Raw genomic sequence first — 20,600 nt, 5'->3', positions numbered from 1 at the left:
TCAAGTATACTCTATTTTTTGAAGCTTACTCCCTCGTGTTGCAATAACCACGCTTTTGCTTCTAGTCCACCAGCATATCCTGTTAGTTTGCCATTTGCACCAATAATGCGATGACAAGGTACGATGATACTGATTGGGTTTTTGCCGTTCGCAGCCCCAACAGCACGAACGGCATTTTTATTGCCTAAACGCTCTGCAATCCAACCATAGGTGTACGTTTCTCCAAACGGAACTTGTGCTAGTATTCGCCACACTTGCTTTTGAAAGTGTGTACCATCTACATCAAGCGCTACATCAAAGCGTTTACGTTTGCCAGCAAAGTATTCATTTAACTGTTTTTTTGCCGTTTCTGTATGCTGGTTTTCCCCTTGCTCGTAGCGCGTGTTTGGAAAAAAGCCAACATATCGTAAACCATCGTTGGACGCTTGTATTATCCACTCTCCAGTGGGCGATACTAATGTAGTTTCAATCATAATTGTTGCCATAGTTGAAATGTTAAATAAGAACGAAAAGGGGCACATTTTTCGAGATCTATTGTTTTTAAGGATTTTTCCATTGCTTTTTTCACACCCAGGTCACCACCCAAGTAAATGTCTGGGTGACTCAATCCACGCATTTTCGCATAGTCGACAGTCCAAGGTCCTATACCTTTAATTTTTAACCAGTTATCAAGTTCAACATGTTCCGAATCCACATATTGCGCAGCGAAAGCGTTAATAGCGGCCTTTCGTCGCTGTGGCATTTTAAAAAAGGCAAGATCACTATCAAATACGGCCTGAGGTTTGGGGAAGTAACGCATACCATCATCAGCTACTTCACCATGAGTTTCGACCAATAAAGCAAGTAAGTTTCTCGCCGCTTGAACACTAATTTGTTGACCCAAAATAGCTCTCATTCCCGCTTCAAATTCGCTCCAGATCCCGGGTAATCTGAGCCCCTCTTGTAGCGGCAAGTCGGGCGCTGCTTCATGAAGGTGGGACTCAATAAAGCCCGTGTCTGCATCTAAGTCTAACACGCGTCTGATCTGTGCAATCATAGGAACTAACAAGGATAGATCAGATAGCGCGATATCCACTTTAAAGCGATGTTTTTCAGGCTCGATAGTCGCGGTGAAACGCCCTTTTTCACCTTGTATCATCACTGTTCGCCCATAACTGTGTTCTGATAACCACTCTATACTTGGTACAATTCTCATCGCCAAAAACTGCTGCATTTTGTCCCAGTTGTACGGTGGTCGATAGGACAAGTAAATCGCGATTGCAGAGCCACTTCCCGCGTCTTTTCTAAGCTGACTTGGTGATAACTGATATAGTTTTTGGAATGCATCATTAAAACGTCGCAATGAGTTAAACCCAGCGGCAAACGCGACTTCCGTCACTGCAAGGTCGCTTTGCTGTAATAACTGCTTAGCTAAGTCACATTGCTTATAAAGTGCATATTGTTTGGGGCTCGTGCCAAAATATTGATTGAATACTTTATTTAAGTATCGGACCGAAATGCCTAATCTATCGGCTAAATCTTCTGTCGAATGACGTATTAAGGCACCTTCATCGATTAACTTTTTGGCTCTGACTGCAGTTGTTTCCGTGCCAAGCCATGCATAACTACCAGGCGCGCTGTCGGGGCGGCAGCGAATACAAGGTCTAAAGCCTGCTTGCGCAGCATTGTGGGCAAATTGAAAATACTCAACATTCTTTTCTTTTGCAGCAGGTGCTGGACATATTGGCCGACAATAAATGCCTGTGCTCTTTACCGCAACAAAAAACAACCCATCAAATCTAGCGTCGCGACTATTTCTAGCTTGAGAACAAACCTCTGGTGTATACATGACTTTCGCTCGTACTTCGTTTTCACTCAGTCTAATAGCTATCACACTAGCAAACTAGCCATTTTTGGTACTCAACCATGTTTGGAGTATTCATGAAAAAAGCCCACTAGGGGCTTTCTAACCTGAGCTTCGGATAACTAATGCCTTTCTAGCAGCCAGTTTTAGCGCTAACTGCGTTGAATTCACTTCCAATAGCCCGCTATTAATGCGTAAATTCGCCTTGTTATCCCTAAAACTCTCTGGCTAGACAGAAAGTCATTCAAGATAAATTTTAAAACTATATGTTAGCTCATTACTTACCCAAACCTCAGGTTAAATAACTGAGGAAAAAGTACTAACTTATTGCTTGACTATATCTTCGCTCAACTTCAGACCAATTGATGACGTTGTAAAAAGCGGCGATGTATTCTGGTCGACGATTTTGATACTTGAGATAATAGGCATGCTCCCACACATCTAAACCTAATATTGGGCTATGCTGCTCCATGTAAGGGCTGTCTTGATTGAGACTACTCGTTACCGCAAGTTTGCCATTCTCATCTACAACTAACCATGCCCAGCCACTGCCAAATCGACTGACAGCAGCGTTTGTAAACTCAGTTTTAAAGCTATCAAAACCACCGAGTTCATTTTCTATCGCTTGTCTTAACGGCCCATCACATAAAGGCGCATAATTCGGAGTCATAATTTGCCAGAACAAACTATGGTTATTGTGCCCGCCGACATGTTCTTGCACTGCTTTTTGTAAGTTTTCAGGTAACGTTTTAATGTTTCTCAGCAACATTTCGGTATCTTCACCTGCAAACTCCGTCTCCTCTAACGCTGCGTTTGCTTTATTGATATAAGTCTGATGATGCAAAGTATGATGGATCTCCATCGTTTTCGCGTCGATATGTGGTTCCAGTGCATCATATGCGTAAGGTAACTCAGGTAAGGTATAAGCCATTCGACCTCCAAATGTTAATGTAAAACGCGAGAATGCAGGTGTGTTACCAGCATCGCTTCGTTAATTTGATGAATAAGCTCAGGTAAATGAGGATAGCGTTTTGCAAAATAGATCAGCTCTTGCCGAGTTTTATGTAAATGATGCAAGACGATAGGCGCAAGTTCGTCATTATATTCAAGGTAGGTTGCATGTATCTTCAGATGGATTGAAACAAGTTGCTGGCACGCTCTATTTGGTTGGTCAAGGGCAATAAAGGTGTCAGCTAGATTATGCGCGGATACCACGACGGCAGGTAAACTGTGCGCTATGGCACTCATTACGACACTGTCTTTTTGGCATAATAAAAACTCATCTAAAATACCTGTCGCAAGTGTCAATGCGACCTGATATTCGTCACGGGCACGCAGGAATATTTGCGCTTGATATGCTTGATTACCTGAGAGTATTTTAGCTTGCCAAGGTGACAACACTGAAGATAATGTGCGAGCTCCGCTTGCTAAGCGATTTGCACTAAGGTCCATGCGATTTTTCATATTTTACCCTTTTACCAATCTAGCTTACTTGTGCAAGCAAACCAGTATGAGCTATTTAGGCACTATACGATCACATAAACATTAATGCAAACTATTTTCATTTGTATTTATTTAATTTCTACACACTGATGTGTTATCAAAGAGTCCTCGGTTAATTCAAGTGTGGTATGCAACAATCCAAACCGCGACTGTAACCCCTCTTTTAACCGTGCTAGCGTGCTTTGGTCGCTCAAGGACGTAATGACAACTTGCGCCTCTAAAATATATTCATGCTCATTGAGCTGCCAAACATGAATATGGCTTACTGTCTTAACATTCTCTTGAGTCTCAAGATATTCCTTAACCTCTTGAATATTAATATTATCTGGTGTCGCCTGCATGAGGATTCTAATACTACTTTTACTCAGTTCAACGCCATGGTAAATCACGTATGCGGAGATCAATACAGTGGCAATAAGATCCACCACATACCATTGATATAAGATGATTAATGTTCCAGCCACGATCACCGCAACCGAAGCCGCAGCATCAGAAACATTGTGAATAAATGCCGCACGTATATTTAGGCTGGTTTTTGCACCTGCAGAATAAGTAATAAGCGCTGTGATAACATCGATAACTAACGCTAAGGCCGCGAGCCACACCACTATCCAGCCATCAATAGGCTCTGGATTTAAAAATCGAGAAATCGCTTCAAACAGCAGGTAGACCCCAACAACAATGAGTGTCGCGCTATTAATTAACGCCCCGATTATTTCAGCACGTTGATAGCCATAAGTGAGCTCCAGAGAGGCCGGCTTTCTTGCAACTTTTTGCGCAACTAACGCGATAATAAGCGCACCGGCGTCACTTAAATTATGTAGCGCATCAGCAACCAAAGACAGGCTACCTGATAGAATACCGCCAACGACCTGCGCGACACTCAGCAGAATATTAACAAATACAGCCCAACCGAGCTTGTTTCCATGATGGTGATGATGTGCGTGAGACATACTCAATCCTATTGATTTATTCGAAGATGGGGCCGAACTCATCGACCCCCAGGTCATTACGAATTTTTAATTTGCTTTGAGAATAGTGGATAAAGTGCTGGCAATACAAACAAAGTCAGCAAGGTTGATGTTAATAATCCACCGACAATTACGCTGGCAAGTGGCCTTTGAATTTCAGCACCCACGCCTGTCGATAGCAACATGGGAATAAGTCCCAGTGCTGAGGTGATCGCAGTCATCAGCACGGGTCTAAGCCTTGAAATTGCTCCCTCAAAGACACCTGCATGAAGCGGCTCTCCCGCAGCCAATCGCTGGTTTATGCTCTCAACCATAACCACACCATTAAGTACCGCGACACCGAATAGGGTGATAAACCCAACCGAGCTTGGTACCGATAGGTATTGTCCTGAGATATATAAAGAAAATACTCCGCCAATCACCGCAAGTGGCACATTCACTAAAATAAGCGCAGCTTGAGCCATTGAACCAAATGCAAAGTAAAGCAGGAGTGCTATCAATGCCAAAGATAGCGGTACCACGATTGCCAAACGTTTTTGTGCTCGCTGCTGGTTTTCAAATTGACCACCTATTTCAACACCATAGCCTGTCGGCAAGTCAACTTTCCCATCAATAGCAGCGCGGATATCACTCACTACACTGCCCATATCTCGACCTTGCACATTAGCTTGGATCACGACTCGACGTTGAACATCATCCCGCCTTACTTGGGGCGGGCCAGATTGATATTCAACATTAGCTACATCAGCCAAACGGATCCACGCCCCCGAACTCGATTGCAAGCGTATTTCTTCAATGCTCTGTTTGCTTCTACGGTACTGAGGTGCCAAGCGCACGTAGATATCATAGCGTTCATTACCGTTGATGACCTGCCCCGCTTTACTGCCACCGATCCCATCTTGCACTAATGCCATAACATCTCCAACTGCCAAACCGTAGCGAGATAACGCTTGACGTTTTGGAGTGATGATCAGCTGTGACTCACCTGCTATTTGTTCAAGTTGAACGCCTTCAGTCCCTTCAACTTGCGCCACGGCCGCTTCAATTTCCTTACCTTTTTTTGCAAGCACAGCCAAATCAGGGCCAAACAGTTTAATCGCCAGCTGCGCCTTAACGCCTGAGAGTAATTCATCGACACGCGTCGCAATAGGCTGTGAGAAATTAAAGAGTAAGCCGGGATAGGCCGATAGCTTTTGTTCCATCAAAGCTTGTAATTCGTAGCGGTTACTCGCGCTTTGCCACTGTGCAACCGGTGCAAGGCCAATATAGATTTCAATGTTATTTACCGGCTCAGGATCGCCACCGATCTCCGCGCGACCAATTCTGCTGAGGGCGTAATTTACCTCCGGGAATGTAAGTAGCATTTTCTCCAGTTCAGGCGCGACATTAAGCGCGGTTTCAAGACTTGCTGAGGGAGCAAGTGTTACCCTAAGGTTGATGGTGCCTTCTTCAAGCTCTGGGACAAATTCGGTGCCAATTTTGGTGAACGTAAAACCGGCCGCCGCAATCAATAATACAACTATCGCCAGCAACAGCTTCTGCCTATGCAACACTCGATTTAACGTCCAGCGGTAGCCTTTTTCTAGGGCGACGAGAATAACGCTCTCTCGCGCTTTAACGCCATGCCTAAATAAGTAGGTCGCAAGCGCTGGCACAATGATAAGGGCCACAAATATCGCAGCAACAACAGCCAAAATGATACTGATTGCCATAGGTTGAAACAGTTTGGCTTCAACCCCTTCAAAACTAAATAACGGAGTGAATACCACTAAAATAATACTAGCTGCAAAGAAGATTGGTCTTGCCACTTCCTTTCCTGCAAGCTCAACGATGAGCCCTACAGAGTAGTCAACACTCTCCTTTTGCCTCGTCAGGTGTTTAAAAATGTTCTCTACCATCACCACTGAGCCATCGACTAGCATACCAATCGCCACTGCGATACCGCCTAGCGACATCAAGTTGGCCGATACGCCAAGCCATGCCATAACGACGAGTGCAATGGCAATTGAAATAGGGATTGAAATGAGAACCAAAAACGTCGCTCTAAGGTTCATTAAAAACAGCGCGAGCACTACAACGATAAAAATAAATGCCAGTGCCAAGGCTTCAACGACGGTTTGTACTGCTTTACTGATCAAATCAGACTGATCGTAAAAAGGCTCGAACCTTACCCCTTCAGGGAGTGCTTTATTGATGAGTTCTACACGGTTGTTAATGCTATCTATGGTTGCTTTGGTGTTTGCCCCCATACGCTTGAGCACAATCCCAGTTACAACCTCACCGAGCTGTTCCACCTCACCGGACTCTCGCTTTCTAGACATAGTCACCGCGCCTTGACGGATTTCTCCGCCAATCGATACGGTAGCAACCTGAGCAACAGTCACTACCGTGCCATCAATAGTTTTAACAGGCACATCGGCAATTTCTCGTATCCCTTTCTCCCCACTTTGAAACCAACCGGTTCCACGGATCACCAACTGCTCTTGACCACGCTCTAGATACCAGCCGCCGACATTTTGGTTATTACGTTCAATGGCACTCACAACATCTTGCTGAGTCAGCTCATAAGCCAGGAGTTTATTGGGGTCGATATTGACTTGATATTGGCGTACATCACCGCCAAACGCCAATACATCAGTTACCCCGTCAATTGGCATAATTAACAGCTTGACTACCCAATCGTTGAGACTACGCAGAGCCATTGCATCGTACTCGGAATTAGGCTCGCTCATCAGCATATACTGAAATACTTGACCAAGTCCTGACGTATTTGGTCCCATCTCAGGCGTCCCAACACCGCTTGGGATCAACTCTTTAGCGGCTTGGAGGCGCTCAAATACCAACTGTCTGGCAAAATAGATGTCGGTCCCTTCATTAAAAACCACCGTAACACCGGATAGCCCGGTTTTAGAGATTGAACGCACTTGCTGTACATCCGGCAAGGCATACATAACGGCTTCGATTGGATAGGTGATTAACTGCTCAACTTCCTCCGCAGCAAGTCCTGGCGCTTCGGTGTTCACTGCAACTTGCACGTTCGTTACATCGGGAAACGCATCTAAGTTGAGTTTTGGAATAGTCACGCTAGCAGTTGCCGTGATGACGAATAAAAAAAGCACAATTAGAAGCCGATTGTTTACAGACCAATCGATAATTCGATTAAACATGATAAGGCCCCTGTTAATGGTTATGTGGATCGAAGCCAGCTTTGGCTTGCTCTGACGCAATAAAGAAAGCCCCGGTAACGGCCACGCGCTCACCCACAGCCAAACCGATAACTTCAACTTGAGGTCCAAAGTTTTCACCTAAAGTCACTTCTTTGGGATGGAATTCGCCGGGCGCTTCTTCGATGTACACCACCCAGTCACCATCAGGTCCGCGACTTAAAGCATCAGCGGGCAGTGCAATGGTCGGCTCTTTTGACGGTACGATAAAGTTGACGTTAACAAACATCCCTGCGTGTAGCTTGTCGTCACTATTTTCAACCAATAGCCGGATCTGCCGAGTTCGAGTGATGGGATCGATAGTGTGTGCTTCTTGGATAACGCGAGCCGAATATTGCTGATTTTCTATGCCTATTAAGGCCTTGGAGTTAACCTCTAAAGAAAGCTGCGAGTTTGGTTGTAAACGGGCTTCCACCCATAGCTCACTTTCATCAGTAATTGCCATTAAGGTTGTGCCAGAAGCGACATGCTGGCCCTGAGTAAAGGCATCTTGAGTTACAACCCCCTCGCGCTCAGCAACGAGCGTATATTGCCCAAGTTCACTGGCGGGCTTATTGGCTATTTCTTTAATCTCTTTTTCTGTTACCCCAAGTGCCAACAACTTTGAATAAGCCGAACTAAAATCAGCACTTGCTTGAACGCGCTCACGCTCACTTATGGTTTCTTTGCTTAAGCGTTTCACTCTATCCCACTCTGTTGAGGCAACCAAATATTGCGCTTGGGCCTGCGCCATTGCCTCTGAGAATAAGGTGATAAGTGGGTCGTTAATATTAACCATAGAGCCAAGTGTAGTGTGGCGCCTAAGCACGATTGAATCAGCTCTTGGTGATACTAAATAGCTTGTATAGCCATTGGCTTTTACTTCTCCTGGTGCAAAGTAAAAGCGCTCATGGCGTTCCAGCTTTACTTCTTTGGTCTGAATTCCGGCAAAACGCATTTGTTGCTGCGTTAGTACGATAGCATTTTCTTCCTCTTCATGTTCTTCATGACCGTCGCCTGCATATGCCAGCGAGCTAAAAAGCGCGTTCACCGCGAAATAGATGGAGAAAATTTTAAAGTTTGTCATTCGATACTCTTTTACTCAAGAACGTAGGTAGACGTTCGAAACCGTTAGCTTGTTAACCGAATTGCACCAAGCACTGCTTTTGCGGTGGCAATTCTCGAACAAGAATGCGCTTCTCAGGCAGGCGTGAGTCATCTGTAATCAACGTCATTAACTGAGAAGGGGTAATAACAATCAGTTTTAAATAGATTGATATAAACGGAGTGGGCAGTATCACTGAAAGCAACACATATTAGCGGAGAGAACAAATCTAATTTGTTTATTCACCAGCACGAATTTGATCTGTGTTAGTTTTATCAATCAACTGGTTAACCTGAGCCAAGGTTAGTTAAGTCAAATTGAGATTACGCTTTCGATGATAACCGCTACTTAAGCGATCGGCGGACGATGTGCTTGCTCTACAAAGACGCGCACTTTGGTATCTGATTGAGAATAAGTTTCGCTATTTGGTCGCATTCCAAAGGGGATAAAAGACTTTAAAATCACTAAATTCAAATGCGTACCACTGCAATGGCCACAGTGGTGGCAGTCTTTTGTATGATGCTCGCTGGGATCTGCTTGCACATCTTCAGCATGATCGTGAGTGTGTTGGAGGTGAGATACTTCGATTTGATGGAAGCTAGATTCAGACGCGAACACACTCACGGATTGTACCGAAAGTAGAAGCATCACAAAAATCAGTATTAGCTTATTCAAATCTACATCTCTCTTAAAACAAAAGATCGTTGCCAATTTACCACCTGCACTTGTGCTGTCAATAGTTGCGCTACGCTTTACATCTTATTTTTTACTTACGTTACTAAAATAACTTTACTTATCCACTCAAAATGAAATAACAATAGTTTGCATTGTTAGGCCAAAACATCAACTTAAATGCGAATTATAATCAATATATAACACATTGTTTTATAAAGTTTTTTTATTGACACATCAAAGAAAACCGTTAGACTAGCCGCATATTCACAGTTTGAGGTAACAGCATGCAAGGTAAACAAAAAGTCATCGACGCATTCAACAAGCTATTAGCCAATGAGCTTGCAGCTATCGATCAATATTTTATCCATTCACGTATGTACGAAGATTGGGGTTTGAGCAAACTATACCAACGCCTTGAGCACGAACGTGAAGAAGAGACCACGCATGCGGATTGGTTGATTAAACGCATTCTTTTCTTGGAAGGGGTACCTAACATGACAAAACGTCGTGATTTACTCATCGGCCAAGATGTAAAATCTATGATGGAAAACGACCTAAAGCTGGAGCTTGAAGTCGTAGAGTGTGTTAAAGAAGCAATCAAAATCTGCGAAGAAGAGCAAGACTATCAGTCTCGTGAAACGCTTGAGAAGTTGTTGTTTGATACAGAAGAAGATCATGTTTACTGGCTAGAGCAACAAATTCGCCTGATTGATCTTATCGGCGCACCGAATTATATCCAATCTCAGCTTTAGTAAGGACTGTACGTATGAAAGGTGATAGAGAAGTAATCGTAGCGCTTAATAAAGTCTTAGCAAATGAGTTGGTAGGTATCAACCAGTACTTTTTACATGCACGTATGTTTAAAGACTTCGGCTTTAACCAATTAGATAAAGCGGATTATAAAGTTTCAATCCAAAAAATGAAAAACGCCGACCGACTTATCGAGCGAATTTTGTTCTTGGAAGGCCTTCCTAATTTACAAGATTTAGGTCGTTTAAAGATTGGTGAAAACAGCGCTGAGATGATTGATTGCAATATGGCATTTGAGCAAGCGTCTCTGGTCGACCTGCAAGCAGCAATTAAGTTATGTGAAGAAAAGCAAGATTACATTAGCCGTGAAGCGCTAGATAAAATCCAAAATGAGCAAGAAGAGCAAATTGACTGGCTTGAAACTCAGCAGCATCTAATTAAGGTGATGGGAATAAAAAACTACTTACAGTCTCAGCTATAAGTATTTAATTGAGGTTGCGTGATAATGTATTGTTACGCAACCTGATCAGTGACATCAACAATTGCAATCAGCTTTTCATTTAGAATCTTCTTCGTACAGTTACAGCACTTTCCACACTGCTTGCCAACAGATAATGTCTGGCTAAGATCACGCATTGAACGAGCACCATTGTCTATCGTCTCTGCAATCTTTTTATCTGTAACACCATGGCAAATGCATACGTACATAAATGAAAACCAATCTTAAACTCATTAACTGCGAACAAGTTTAATCTAAACGATAACAATTATCAACACACACCCTTGCTATAAATGCGAATTATTTTTCTTTTTAAGCTACTGCAAAGACTTAGTTCGTCACGCTTCGTAAAACGCCGTACTCGAGCCGACGTTTAGTTCTATAAAATTAAGAAAAATCCCATAAAACTGCTACGCTTAAATTAACTTAATCAGCGTTATTTTACCCATTAAGAGTTAGGGTGCTCCTTCACCTGTGTAGATTGTTTTATTTGCTACAAATGATAAACCTTAAACATGTATAAATTGTTAATTAAATTACATAAAAAACCAAGGTTTAAGTTGATTTCAATCTAGTATTTCCGCTAGACTGCGCGTCACTGCTAACAGTTTTATTAGCGCAGATCAGCTTAGTTTGATTTGGTAACATGTTGTTAAAGGACTAAATAAGATTGGATAGAGAAAGGTCTTTTAATGAAACAAGCGCTATTGTGTTTTTTTATATTATTTTTTTTGTGTTGCATAGTCGCGCCCAGCCAAGCCCATAACTTCGGTCAATATACTTCTCGTTTCTCTGTTGAGGAAGGACTAAGTCAGTCTGCAATCACCGCCATAACACAAGATAAACATGGCTTCATTTGGATAGGTACTCTTCAAGGGTTAAACCGCTATGACGGTAATCAACTCGTTAGTATTGCAGCCTCTAAGGGTCTGGATGAGCAAGAAATAGTTGAGTTATTCAATATCTCGAGTGACGAGCTTTTGATCTCTACTGGAGTCAGCGGTGCGTTTTTACTGAATGTCGATGACTACACAGTTCAACAAATCTACGATGGTAAACGCCAAGATAATAATACAGTTTCAAAACCCATCGCCACGGCCATTGGGCATAGAGAAAACATCATTTTCTCCATTGAAAGTGACCTCTACACATTAGATCGCAATACGTTAAAATCTGAATTACTCACTCACTTCAAACCAAGTAGTTACATTCGCGCTATAAACGTTATCGGTAACTTTGTGATTATTGGTACAACGGAAGGCCTTTTCACCTATTCTCTCGCAACCGGTAATGTAGAGCAAATAAGTTACACAGATTCAAAATCAGAACTCAGTCATGATGTTAAATTATTAAAACGCGACCCATCGTTGGGACTACTTGTGGGTACTGTAGAAGGCTTATTTGTAATTCCAGTAAGCAACCAAACACTGATTGCTTCAAAAAGCTATGAGCTTGTTCCTGAAAAAAATATTTGGGGACACCAAATCACTCCCTATGGCGAGTTTATTGCGACTGAACATGGGCTGTTTATTATAGATAGAAGAAAAAAAACCAGTTCAAAAGTCCTTTCCTTAACCGATGGGCAATATCGCCTCACCAACCCAAGTATCACTGAGCTTTACGCAGATAGAAACAACAACCTATGGATGGGTACATATAACGATGGTGCATATTTATGGCCATCAAGCTCCCTGCGTTTTGCTTCACTTATAAGTACCCAAGACAGGTTTGCTAATAATAATATCTGGTCAATTCATCCTACCAACAATAATACGGTGCTCCTTGGTACGGATAACGGAATTAACGAGTTTGATTTAAGCACACATCAATTGAAATCCAGCTACCTACAAAATAGAGACTCAAAAGCACTGTACGGAGCAGATGCTGTATTCTCTATTCTTAATTCTTCACATTTCGACGAACACACTTTCCTAATCCAGACAGCTCAAGAGACCGCACTATTTAACACCGACACCAAGCAGCTAAGCCCAATTACACTTGAAAATGGTGACAAACTTGAGCCATATAGTTGGGGTATAGCTAAGTACTCTGAGCACAAATTTCCATTTATTAATAGTAATGGCTTTTACGAATATGACGCAGCTACCAATACAGTACGGGCATTAAAAGGACTGTCAAAACAACTGGCAGCAGCACAGAGCTTTTTGATCCTACCGCCTTTGGATACGACAGACGGTGAATATTGGATAAGTACAGATATCAGTTTAGTCAAATATAATGAGTCAACCGATACACTGACAACGATTTACAACAAATCGGATAAGCACTTGGTCTCTGCCGTTAATAGTTGGGTAGTAGATAGAGTAGGCACGTTGTGGTTGGCAACCTCAACCGAAGGTCTTGTCGGGATCAATAAAGATACTTACGCCGAAGAGTACAAGCTAACAACTGAACAAGGTTTGTTGAGTAATGCTATCTACAATCTCCTGTTAGATAGAGATGGAATGATTTGGGCCAGCAGTCAACGAGGCATGTTTAAGTTTGACCCGATAAGTAAAGTCTTAGAAACCTTTGGAACAAATCAAGGCTTACCGACGCTTGAGTTTAACGGGGGCGCTGCCGCAGCTCTCGAATCTGGCAAGCTCATGTTCGGCACAGTCAACGGCTCTATAACTTTTGATCCAGAACAGTTTTCAGACAGCTCCGTTAAACGCCGTTCGCTACTGATCACTCAAATGGATATCTTAAGCAGAGGTCAGACCTACTTAGCCCCTGATGCAATTTTGCAAGCACTTGATTTTAAGTTTGACGATATGGGCATTGAGCTACAGTTTTCTGACTTTGATTTCAATGCTGATCATCATATTCAGTATCAAGCCTCCTTGAATGGCCCAAGTGCACTAACGTTTTCAAGCTTAAAACGAAATAAAGTATTTCTAAATCAATTACTCCCTGGCGACTATCAATTAATCATTTCTCCTCGTTCGCTTGACAGGGACGATCTTAGCAACGCACTCAACTTGCGCTTTAACGTTGCTCACTCTCCGTGGCGTTCTCCTCTTGCATTAATTGTATACAGCTTAAGTGCTTTTGCATTCATACTGCTAATTATTATTAAACATAAGCAGAAACAACGTCAGCTCGAAACTGCACTTAGAGCCGTTACGCATGCAGGGAGACAGACAAAACTTGCGTTGAAATCAACCAAGAGCGGCGTTTGGTCGGCGGATCTCGTGGCACGTCAGATAACGCAACAGCGTGCAGAAACGCTCGGCTTTGAGAGTGATACCATGACGCTGCAAGAACACTATAACGCGATTCACCCAGATGATAGAGAACTCGTCGAACGTGCTTGGAAAAAATTTATTTCTAACCCGACTAATGAACAGCTTTCTCTATCTTATCGACTGCGCTGCGCAGACAATAATTGGCACTGGTTTCACGACTTTGGTCAAGTCGCAGAGTTTGACTCGCACGGAAAAGCCAAAGAACTACATGGTATTTATACCAATGTTACCACGCAAAAAGCGAACCAGATGCGCGCAAATATGCTGGGCGAGGCTTTCAGTCAAGTAAACGATTGGATTTTGATCTTAGACCCGAACTTACAGCCCATCTCAGTCAATAGTAGCTTCTGTAGAGCGTTTCAACTGCAAGAAAATGAAGCATTAAACGACTTAACAACTGAACGCTTTGTCAATGCCATTGGGCAAAAGAAATTCCACGGGTTGATTGCAAATTTAAAATCTCTTGGACCGAATCAATATCTCAGGCAGGAAGTACAAGTTACAGACGGTTGGGATAAAGTGCATCCGGTTCAACTTAGCATTAGTGCGGTGTCCAAGGACAACGTGAACCTACAATACTTCGTGGTTGTTGTTACTGATCTGACTGAGCAGAAAAAAGCCGAGAATGAACTCAGATATCTCGCCAATTTTGACGCTTTGACGGAGTTACCCAATCGCAGCTTAATGCTACAGCACATCGAATTTGCGCTGTTTAACGCAAACAACACGCAGCAAAGCTGTGCCCTACTATTTATTGACTTAGATAAGTTTAAACCAATCAATGATGCCTACGGACATCATATTGGCGATAAATTACTGGTTGCTATTACTAAACGGATCCAAGAACAAATAAATAATAATTGCATTTTAGCAAGACAGAGTGGTGATGAGTTTCTCGTGCTAATTAAATCTTTTCCTAGCATCGAATACGTGAGCGAAGTAGTCACCCGTTTAGTAAAGCACATACCCGAACGTATCGAAATTGATGGTATCACCATGAGTGTATCAGCCAGTATTGGTATTGCAGTTTACCCATTCGATGCACCAGACTCTGAATCCTTGATCCGTAACGCCGACATCGCCATGATCCATGCAAAGCAGTCGGGCAGAAACGCATTCAAATTCTTTACTGAATCAATGAATGAAGAGATCAGTAAAAAGTTGCGGTTAGAAACGGCAATGAAAACAGCCGTTAAGGATGGAGAATTTTTTAATCACTATCAGCCTATCATTAATACCACAACGGGTCAGCTTGCCGGTGTTGAGTTACTTATGCGCTGGCAGAATAATGATATGTTGGTTCCTCCATGCGATTTTATTCCGATTGCAGAAGAAAGCGGTTTGATTGAAACCTTAACTGAACAAGCGCTTATCAGAGCCTTGATCGAATTGCGCCCTTTATTTAAACAAGAGCCTGAGTTTTATTTATCTCTTAATTTAAGCGCAGTACATATTTTGCGCTCAGATATTGCGCACCAATTCACTGAGATTTTAAAAGCACATGGTCTTACAAATCGTTGCTTAAGGCTTGAGATCACCGAGTCAATCTTTATGTCGGATATGGTTAAGGCTCGGGCAACTATCAACGAAATGAAGCGGGCTGACTTTGTATTGCTACTTGATGACTTCGGCACTGGCTTTTCTTCACTCACGTATCTGAATGAATTCCCTCTTGATATTATAAAGATTGATCAAGGGTTTGTACGTAATATGAGTGCAAAACCCGCGAATAAATCTATCATTAGAACCATTTATTTACTGGCGCAAAGCTTAAACATGAAGTGTATTGCAGAAGGTGTCGAGACAGAATCTCAGCTAAATTACTTAAGGGATGTAGGCTGCGAATATATGCAAGGCTATCACTTTGCAAAACCCATGGCGATTGACGATTTACTCGCATTTTACGAGCAACATGAGCGCTCACGAGCTTGATCTCGCGCTTAGTGCTTTAATTTTGTTACGTTGGGCTAGCACAAGAGTTAGCCCTTACCCACAGTTTCACTGTCAGGCAGTTCTGGCTGCTGCCATTCACTAAGCTTTTGATAGAGTTCATTAATATCAATGGGTTTTGCAATAAAGTCATCCATACCCGCCTGTATACATTTTTGTTTATCTTCCTCATAGGCGTTAGCTGTTATCGCGATAATATGTGGGCTGCCGTAAATATTTGGCTCGTTTCTAATTGCTTTGGTACACGCAAAGCCATCCATATTCGGCATTTGGCAATCCATTAAAACCAATGCATAGTTCTTTGCCTTCATTGCAACTAAAGCTTCGACTCCATCGTCAACCTTGTCCAAAAAACAGTTAGTTTTCTCTAGCAACTTGCCAACAACAACTTGGTTAATTTTATTGTCTTCCACCAATAAGATATCAAGACCATTAAAATTAGGTGCACCTACCTCTTGTTGCTCTTTCTTAATCCCTTGTCCTTTTGAAGCGGGAATATCTACATAAAACTGACTGCCAAGCCCAAGTTCGCTGTGAACTCTTATCTCACCGTGCATTGCTTCGACGAGCTTTTTAGAGATGGCTAAGCCAAGTCCGGTACCGCCAAATTTTCTTGTGGTTGAAAGATCTGCCTGAGTAAACTCATGAAACAAAGTTTCCTGCTGCGCTTTTGAAATGCCAATTCCAGAGTCAGCAACGGTAAACTTTAACACCCCGTTCTCATAGTGAACCGAGAGTTTAATGTATCCTTTATTGGTAAACTTTCCAGCATTGCAGAGCAAATTATTTACCACTTGTGATACACGTAGCTCATCTAACTCAAGATATGTAGGTAGCTCAGCACCCTTTTCGTACTTAAACTCCACCCCATACCTGACGTTAGAAATTTTGAAAATACTGACCAAACTATCAAGCATTTCCTGTAAATTCACGGCTCGACGTTCTATGTTCAATGCCCCAGCCTCAATTTTAGAATAATCCAAAATATCATTTAGGATAAGCATTAGGTTCTTTGCCGACTGCCGAATAATTGTGATTTGATCTGCCATCTCATTACTAAGACTCTTTTCTCTGATCAAGTTATCAGCCATACCGATGATTCCATTTAGCGGCGTCCTAATTTCGTGGCTCATGTTCGCGAGGAATCTGCTCTTCGAGTGATTGGCGGCGTTAGCGGCTTCTACCGCTCTAGTAAGCTCTTCCGTCTTCTCAGCTACTTGCTGCTCCAACTCGCGATTGAAGTCGGTAAGCTTGCGGTTAAGCCGTTCATTTTCTAAGCTGGCCTGGTTTTGTTTGGTAAAACTCAGTGTTAGCTTAAAAGCCAATTGATTAAATTGCTGCTGTAACTCAATTATTTCTAAAAAGCTGCTATCGGCATTAGCCGAATTTTCGATTAAAGTTGAAGGCTCGTAAGCCCTAATATCATGACTTAACGCCACAATTGGACGCACCAGCAATCGAGTGAGCTGACGGACAAAAATAGAGCTCAATACAATAATCGCGAGCGCAAGTCCCAGTGCATCTGACCACGCTTCAGCAGCAACTAAGTTAAGATATTTACGGTCGAGCATGGTGATAACTGACCATTCATATTTTTTGGATACCGCAGTTTGTTTAAATAAGATCTGCTCAGTAGAGTCTTCAAAAGTTGCCGATTCCTTATCAAACAAGGCTTGTAATACCAAATCACTTGGCATATCCAAGGTTTTAAATTCGGTTTTTAATGAGCTATAAACGACCCTTTTATGCTTATCAAATACGATCAAATTAGCGTCTTCAGCAAGAATTTTTGGAATAAAGCGTTCAAATGAGCCAAAGATTAAAGACCCTTCCACAATTCCTTTAAACTTTTCGGCGATAAAGATCGGCGCAGATATTGCGACGATAGGAGCTTCATCAAAGCCACGTCCTTGAAATATACCTGAAACAAATCCTTCGGGGGATTCAGGTGCTTTAATAAAATAGTCTCTATCAGATACGTTAGCATTTGTTCCCTTCATAGTCTCAGCAAAGTGCTGCGGATATAGATGAGTAACATTAGCAAACTCGTCTGCAACAATAGCGGTTCTAAAATTTGCGTGTGTCTTCAGTAACCGCTCTATAACATAATCAGCATCAATTCCTAAGGATATATCCGTCGCGGATATCACCATTGCGCGGCGATAAGCATCCAAGTAGTCATCAATTTGAGCGCTAATAGAGCCTGAGGCTTCTTCAAGCTGGGTTTTTATCTCAGCTTCAATTCTTTTATAGTAATTGTTTGTCAGCACGACGGTTGTCATTAATACAACCAAAACGATAACAAGATTAACGGTAGAATTAAGGATTTGATTGAGCGGCATCCCTTGCCATTTTCTGCGAGTAAAGAAAAAACTCAACAGGTCGACTACCGCAAGACAAATACCGGCGTTGATAAGGTATTTTGCCAGTGCCGTGAATATAACGAGTAAGGGAAGCTCAAGGACGAAATAACCGAAAATAAATAGTGCAGGTAACCCGAGCAAAATCCAATAAGCGATACCCCGAACAAAAAAAGGCTTGGCGAAACGAACACATACAAAGTGTAACCATAACACTTCGAAGAAAAAAACCACCGAGGGCCAAGCATGCTCCCATCGATACCAAATAAAGCCAGCCTCAATAATCACAGCAACGATGGCATAGCGCCATCCGCAAAGCAGTAGAATAAATAACACAAACAGCTGGCCAAAAAGAAACTCTGAGCTATCTAGAAACCAAATTGGTAAAAGGTTAGCCAACCCGCCAAGTACAGCTAAGACGAAAGTTATTATGAGCGCTTGCTTTTGATTCAAGTGTTACACCATCTGTTTGTGATACTGCCTATGTATAACAATAAAAAATATTTTAAAACCTGCCAAGGTAGTGCAACAAATAACTAGAAAAAGTATGATCCATGTTAGTGGTGAGGGCAATCATGGCTCTCTATTTGTAACACACTACTAAGTACATTAAAGGACTTTTTTAACGCTTCTTCCACTTCCACTCTACACGCTGAATCATGAGATTCGATAGTGCAGTGATGCTTTAATACCACGTGTGCACCAACAACAACCGCTCCATCAATTTTACTCACCGTAATATTATGTGCGCTTTCAACATGCTCTGTGGACACGATGGTTTTCTCAACTTCTTGAACCGTGGGCAAAACTTCAGGTGGTGTAGCAAGCCCTTTAAGACAAGCGATTATTACCTTAATACCTGTAAACAATACAAAGATAGAAATCAGCATGCTCGAGAGAATATCAACTACCTCCCAACCTGTAAGGTGTATGATTACACCTGCGATAAATGTCGATATCGTGGAAAGCAAATCAAAAAATGAGTGCAAGAAAACAGCATAAACGTTGATACTGTCTTTACGGCCTTTGTACAATACCCAAGCAGAAGCCCCATGAAAAAGAAACCCAATTGCGGCAATCATAGACATTAAATAGCTGTTAACCTCTAGGTCATGACCACCCGCATGGTGAGACAATCGCTCACTCCCTTCTAGCAAAATAATTACCGCTATTGAAAGATAGAGAATGCCATTAATAAGCCCACCGGTATATTCAGCCCGCTTGTAACCATCGTTGTATGTTTTAGCTAGATAAACTGCCACACTTGACGCTATCAACGCGATAAACAAAGAACTATTGTGAACAAACAAGTGCCCAGCATCAGCCAGTACAGCGAGAGAATTAGCGTAATAAGCACCAATAACTTGAATGATCATAAAAGAGCAAGTGATTGCAAGCGCAATCAGTAGTCTTCGGCGAGAAGCTTGATGCGTAGTGATATCTGTCATGGAATGAGTCGTGTACCTATTTAATATAAGATGCTACGTACAACCACAGCGTAAAATGAAGCCATCACACTAAATGCACCTCATCTTATCTTTTATACCGTGTAGGAAAAAAGCCGTGATTCAAAAATACAGAAATAAATTTAGAAATATACGTAGTTAACCTGAGCTTAGGATAATTAATGCCTTTCTAGCAGCCAGTTTTAGCGCTAACTGCGTTGAATTCACTTCCAATAGCCAGCTATTGGTACGTAAATTCGCCTAGTTATCACTAAAACTCTCTGGCTAGGTAAGGAAAAATTTAACATTATATAAAAAAACAATGAGTTACCTCATTCCTTTTCCAAACCTCAGGTTAGTTATCGCTTAAACATTGCCCTAAATGGCAATGATATACAGTCTCAATTGTAACGCTTCCACGTGCTAAATGCACTAACATTTGCGGCTGTAGAGACCGGCTTTACGGAAAAGTTTAGCTCGCATTGCTGTTACTTGGCGTTAAATAGAATTAGGTTTTCTCCAATTGAGTCACAACATCGTTTGCGATTTGCTTTAATATTTCACAGTCAGCTTCACTCAACTCTCGCGGCTCTATGTCGATAACACACACTGTACCAACGCAAAAACCGCTGGACAATATGATAGGAGCACCAGCATAAAATCGAATATGAGGGGCATTTAACACCAAGGGGTTATCCATAAAGCGAGGATCTTCTAGCGTATCGGGAACAACAAATACAGTATCTTCTAATATCGCATGGCCACAAAAAGAAACATCACGAGACGTTTGCTCAGCATCCAGTCCGAAGCAAGATTTAAACCATTGTCTGTCCTTGTCAACAAGACTTACCAATGCAATAGGAACATCAAATACATGAGCGGTAAATTGGGTAATTCTATCCAATTCAAGTGTTGGTTTTGTATCGAGTATCGCAAGTTCCCTAAGCGCTTGTAACCTAGCATGTTCGTTTTCTGGTAACTCAGGGATTTTCATAATCTACTTAATTAGACAGTGTTTATATTTCTACTATAGTTTGTTTTGTGAGAT

At 42.1% G+C, this 20,600-nt stretch carries 15 protein-coding genes; 3 read left to right on the top strand and 12 right to left on the bottom strand.

Going from position 1 to position 20,600, the window contains the following annotated elements; genetic code table 11:
- Positions 1 to 11: 11 nt before the first annotated feature.
- From B1L02_RS18900 to B1L02_RS18865, 8 genes are all read right to left on the bottom strand, one after another.
- Complete coding sequence (locus B1L02_RS18900; protein WP_088532364.1) at positions 12 to 473, bottom strand: methylated-DNA--[protein]-cysteine S-methyltransferase; 462 nt, start codon at positions 471 to 473, stop codon at positions 12 to 14.
- Positions 470 to 1,828 carry an AlkA N-terminal domain-containing protein gene (locus B1L02_RS18895; RefSeq protein WP_088532363.1) on the bottom strand — a complete coding sequence of 453 codons (1,359 nt, stop codon included), beginning with the start codon at positions 1,826 to 1,828 and terminating at the stop codon, positions 470 to 472. Before B1L02_RS18895 ends, B1L02_RS18900 begins: the two co-directional genes overlap by 4 nt.
- A gap of 334 nt (positions 1,829 to 2,162) precedes the next feature.
- Positions 2,163 to 2,774: a superoxide dismutase gene (locus tag B1L02_RS18890; protein ID WP_088532362.1), complete on the bottom strand. Its 612-nt coding sequence runs from the start codon at positions 2,772 to 2,774 to the stop codon at positions 2,163 to 2,165.
- A 14-nt stretch (positions 2,775 to 2,788) separates the two neighbouring features.
- Positions 2,789 to 3,307 carry a hypothetical protein gene (locus B1L02_RS18885; RefSeq protein WP_088532361.1) on the bottom strand — a complete coding sequence of 173 codons (519 nt, stop codon included), beginning with the start codon at positions 3,305 to 3,307 and terminating at the stop codon, positions 2,789 to 2,791.
- A gap of 107 nt (positions 3,308 to 3,414) precedes the next feature.
- Positions 3,415 to 4,299, bottom strand: coding sequence for a cation diffusion facilitator family transporter (locus B1L02_RS18880; protein ID WP_088532360.1), 885 nt, complete (start codon positions 4,297 to 4,299; stop codon positions 3,415 to 3,417).
- Positions 4,300 to 4,355: 56 nt separating this feature from the next.
- Positions 4,356 to 7,484: an efflux RND transporter permease subunit gene (locus B1L02_RS18875; protein WP_088532359.1), complete on the bottom strand. Its 3,129-nt coding sequence runs from the start codon at positions 7,482 to 7,484 to the stop codon at positions 4,356 to 4,358.
- 13 nt (positions 7,485 to 7,497) lie between these two features.
- A complete protein-coding gene (locus tag B1L02_RS18870; RefSeq protein WP_088532358.1) occupies positions 7,498 to 8,607 on the bottom strand; it encodes an efflux RND transporter periplasmic adaptor subunit in 1,110 nt (369 codons plus the stop codon).
- Positions 8,608 to 8,973: 366 nt separating this feature from the next.
- Positions 8,974 to 9,300 carry a hypothetical protein gene (locus B1L02_RS18865; RefSeq protein ID WP_088533129.1) on the bottom strand — a complete coding sequence of 109 codons (327 nt, stop codon included), beginning with the start codon at positions 9,298 to 9,300 and terminating at the stop codon, positions 8,974 to 8,976.
- A 284-nt stretch (positions 9,301 to 9,584) separates the two neighbouring features.
- Between B1L02_RS18865 and bfr (B1L02_RS18860) the strand changes: the two genes are divergently transcribed.
- Positions 9,585 to 10,052, top strand: a complete 468-nt coding sequence (gene bfr, locus B1L02_RS18860) for a bacterioferritin (protein WP_010607507.1) — start codon at positions 9,585 to 9,587, stop codon at positions 10,050 to 10,052.
- Between the two features lie 14 nt (positions 10,053 to 10,066).
- The gene (gene bfr / locus B1L02_RS18855; protein ID WP_088532357.1) at positions 10,067 to 10,531 is read left to right on the top strand and encodes a bacterioferritin; all 465 of its coding nucleotides are present in this window, start codon (positions 10,067 to 10,069) and stop codon (positions 10,529 to 10,531) included.
- Positions 10,532 to 10,563: 32 nt separating this feature from the next.
- On the opposite strand, the gene B1L02_RS18850 is transcribed toward bfr (B1L02_RS18855), so the two are convergent.
- Positions 10,564 to 10,758 (bottom strand): (2Fe-2S)-binding protein, encoded by a 195-nt coding sequence (locus tag B1L02_RS18850; RefSeq protein ID WP_088532356.1) that lies wholly within the window; start codon positions 10,756 to 10,758, stop codon positions 10,564 to 10,566.
- Between the two features lie 483 nt (positions 10,759 to 11,241).
- On the opposite strand from B1L02_RS18850, the gene B1L02_RS18845 reads away from it, so the two are divergent.
- Entirely contained in the window at positions 11,242 to 15,729 is a 4,488-nt protein-coding gene (locus B1L02_RS18845; protein WP_088532355.1) for an EAL domain-containing protein, read from the top strand.
- Positions 15,730 to 15,776: 47 nt separating this feature from the next.
- Here the strand turns inward: B1L02_RS18845 and B1L02_RS18840 are convergent, their stop codons facing one another.
- The 3 genes from B1L02_RS18840 to B1L02_RS18830 all read right to left on the bottom strand — a co-directional run bounded on the left by B1L02_RS18840 (position 15,777) and on the right by B1L02_RS18830 (position 20,546).
- Complete coding sequence (locus B1L02_RS18840; RefSeq protein WP_088532354.1) at positions 15,777 to 18,560, bottom strand: hybrid sensor histidine kinase/response regulator; 2,784 nt, start codon at positions 18,558 to 18,560, stop codon at positions 15,777 to 15,779.
- Between the two features lie 104 nt (positions 18,561 to 18,664).
- The gene (locus B1L02_RS18835) at positions 18,665 to 19,555 is read right to left on the bottom strand and encodes a cation diffusion facilitator family transporter (protein WP_088532353.1); all 891 of its coding nucleotides are present in this window, start codon (positions 19,553 to 19,555) and stop codon (positions 18,665 to 18,667) included.
- A 505-nt stretch (positions 19,556 to 20,060) separates the two neighbouring features.
- On the bottom strand, positions 20,061 to 20,546 hold the full coding sequence (locus B1L02_RS18830; protein WP_088532352.1) for a GAF domain-containing protein: 486 nt from the start codon (positions 20,544 to 20,546) through the stop codon (positions 20,061 to 20,063).
- Between the last annotated feature and the right edge of the window lie 54 nt (positions 20,547 to 20,600).

This window comes from Pseudoalteromonas piscicida, assembly GCF_002208135.1.
GTDB lineage: Bacteria > Pseudomonadota > Gammaproteobacteria > Enterobacterales > Alteromonadaceae > Pseudoalteromonas > Pseudoalteromonas piscicida_A.
The sequence above is the reverse complement of the archived record's forward strand: the minus strand, read 5'-3'. Positions and strand labels throughout refer to the sequence as shown.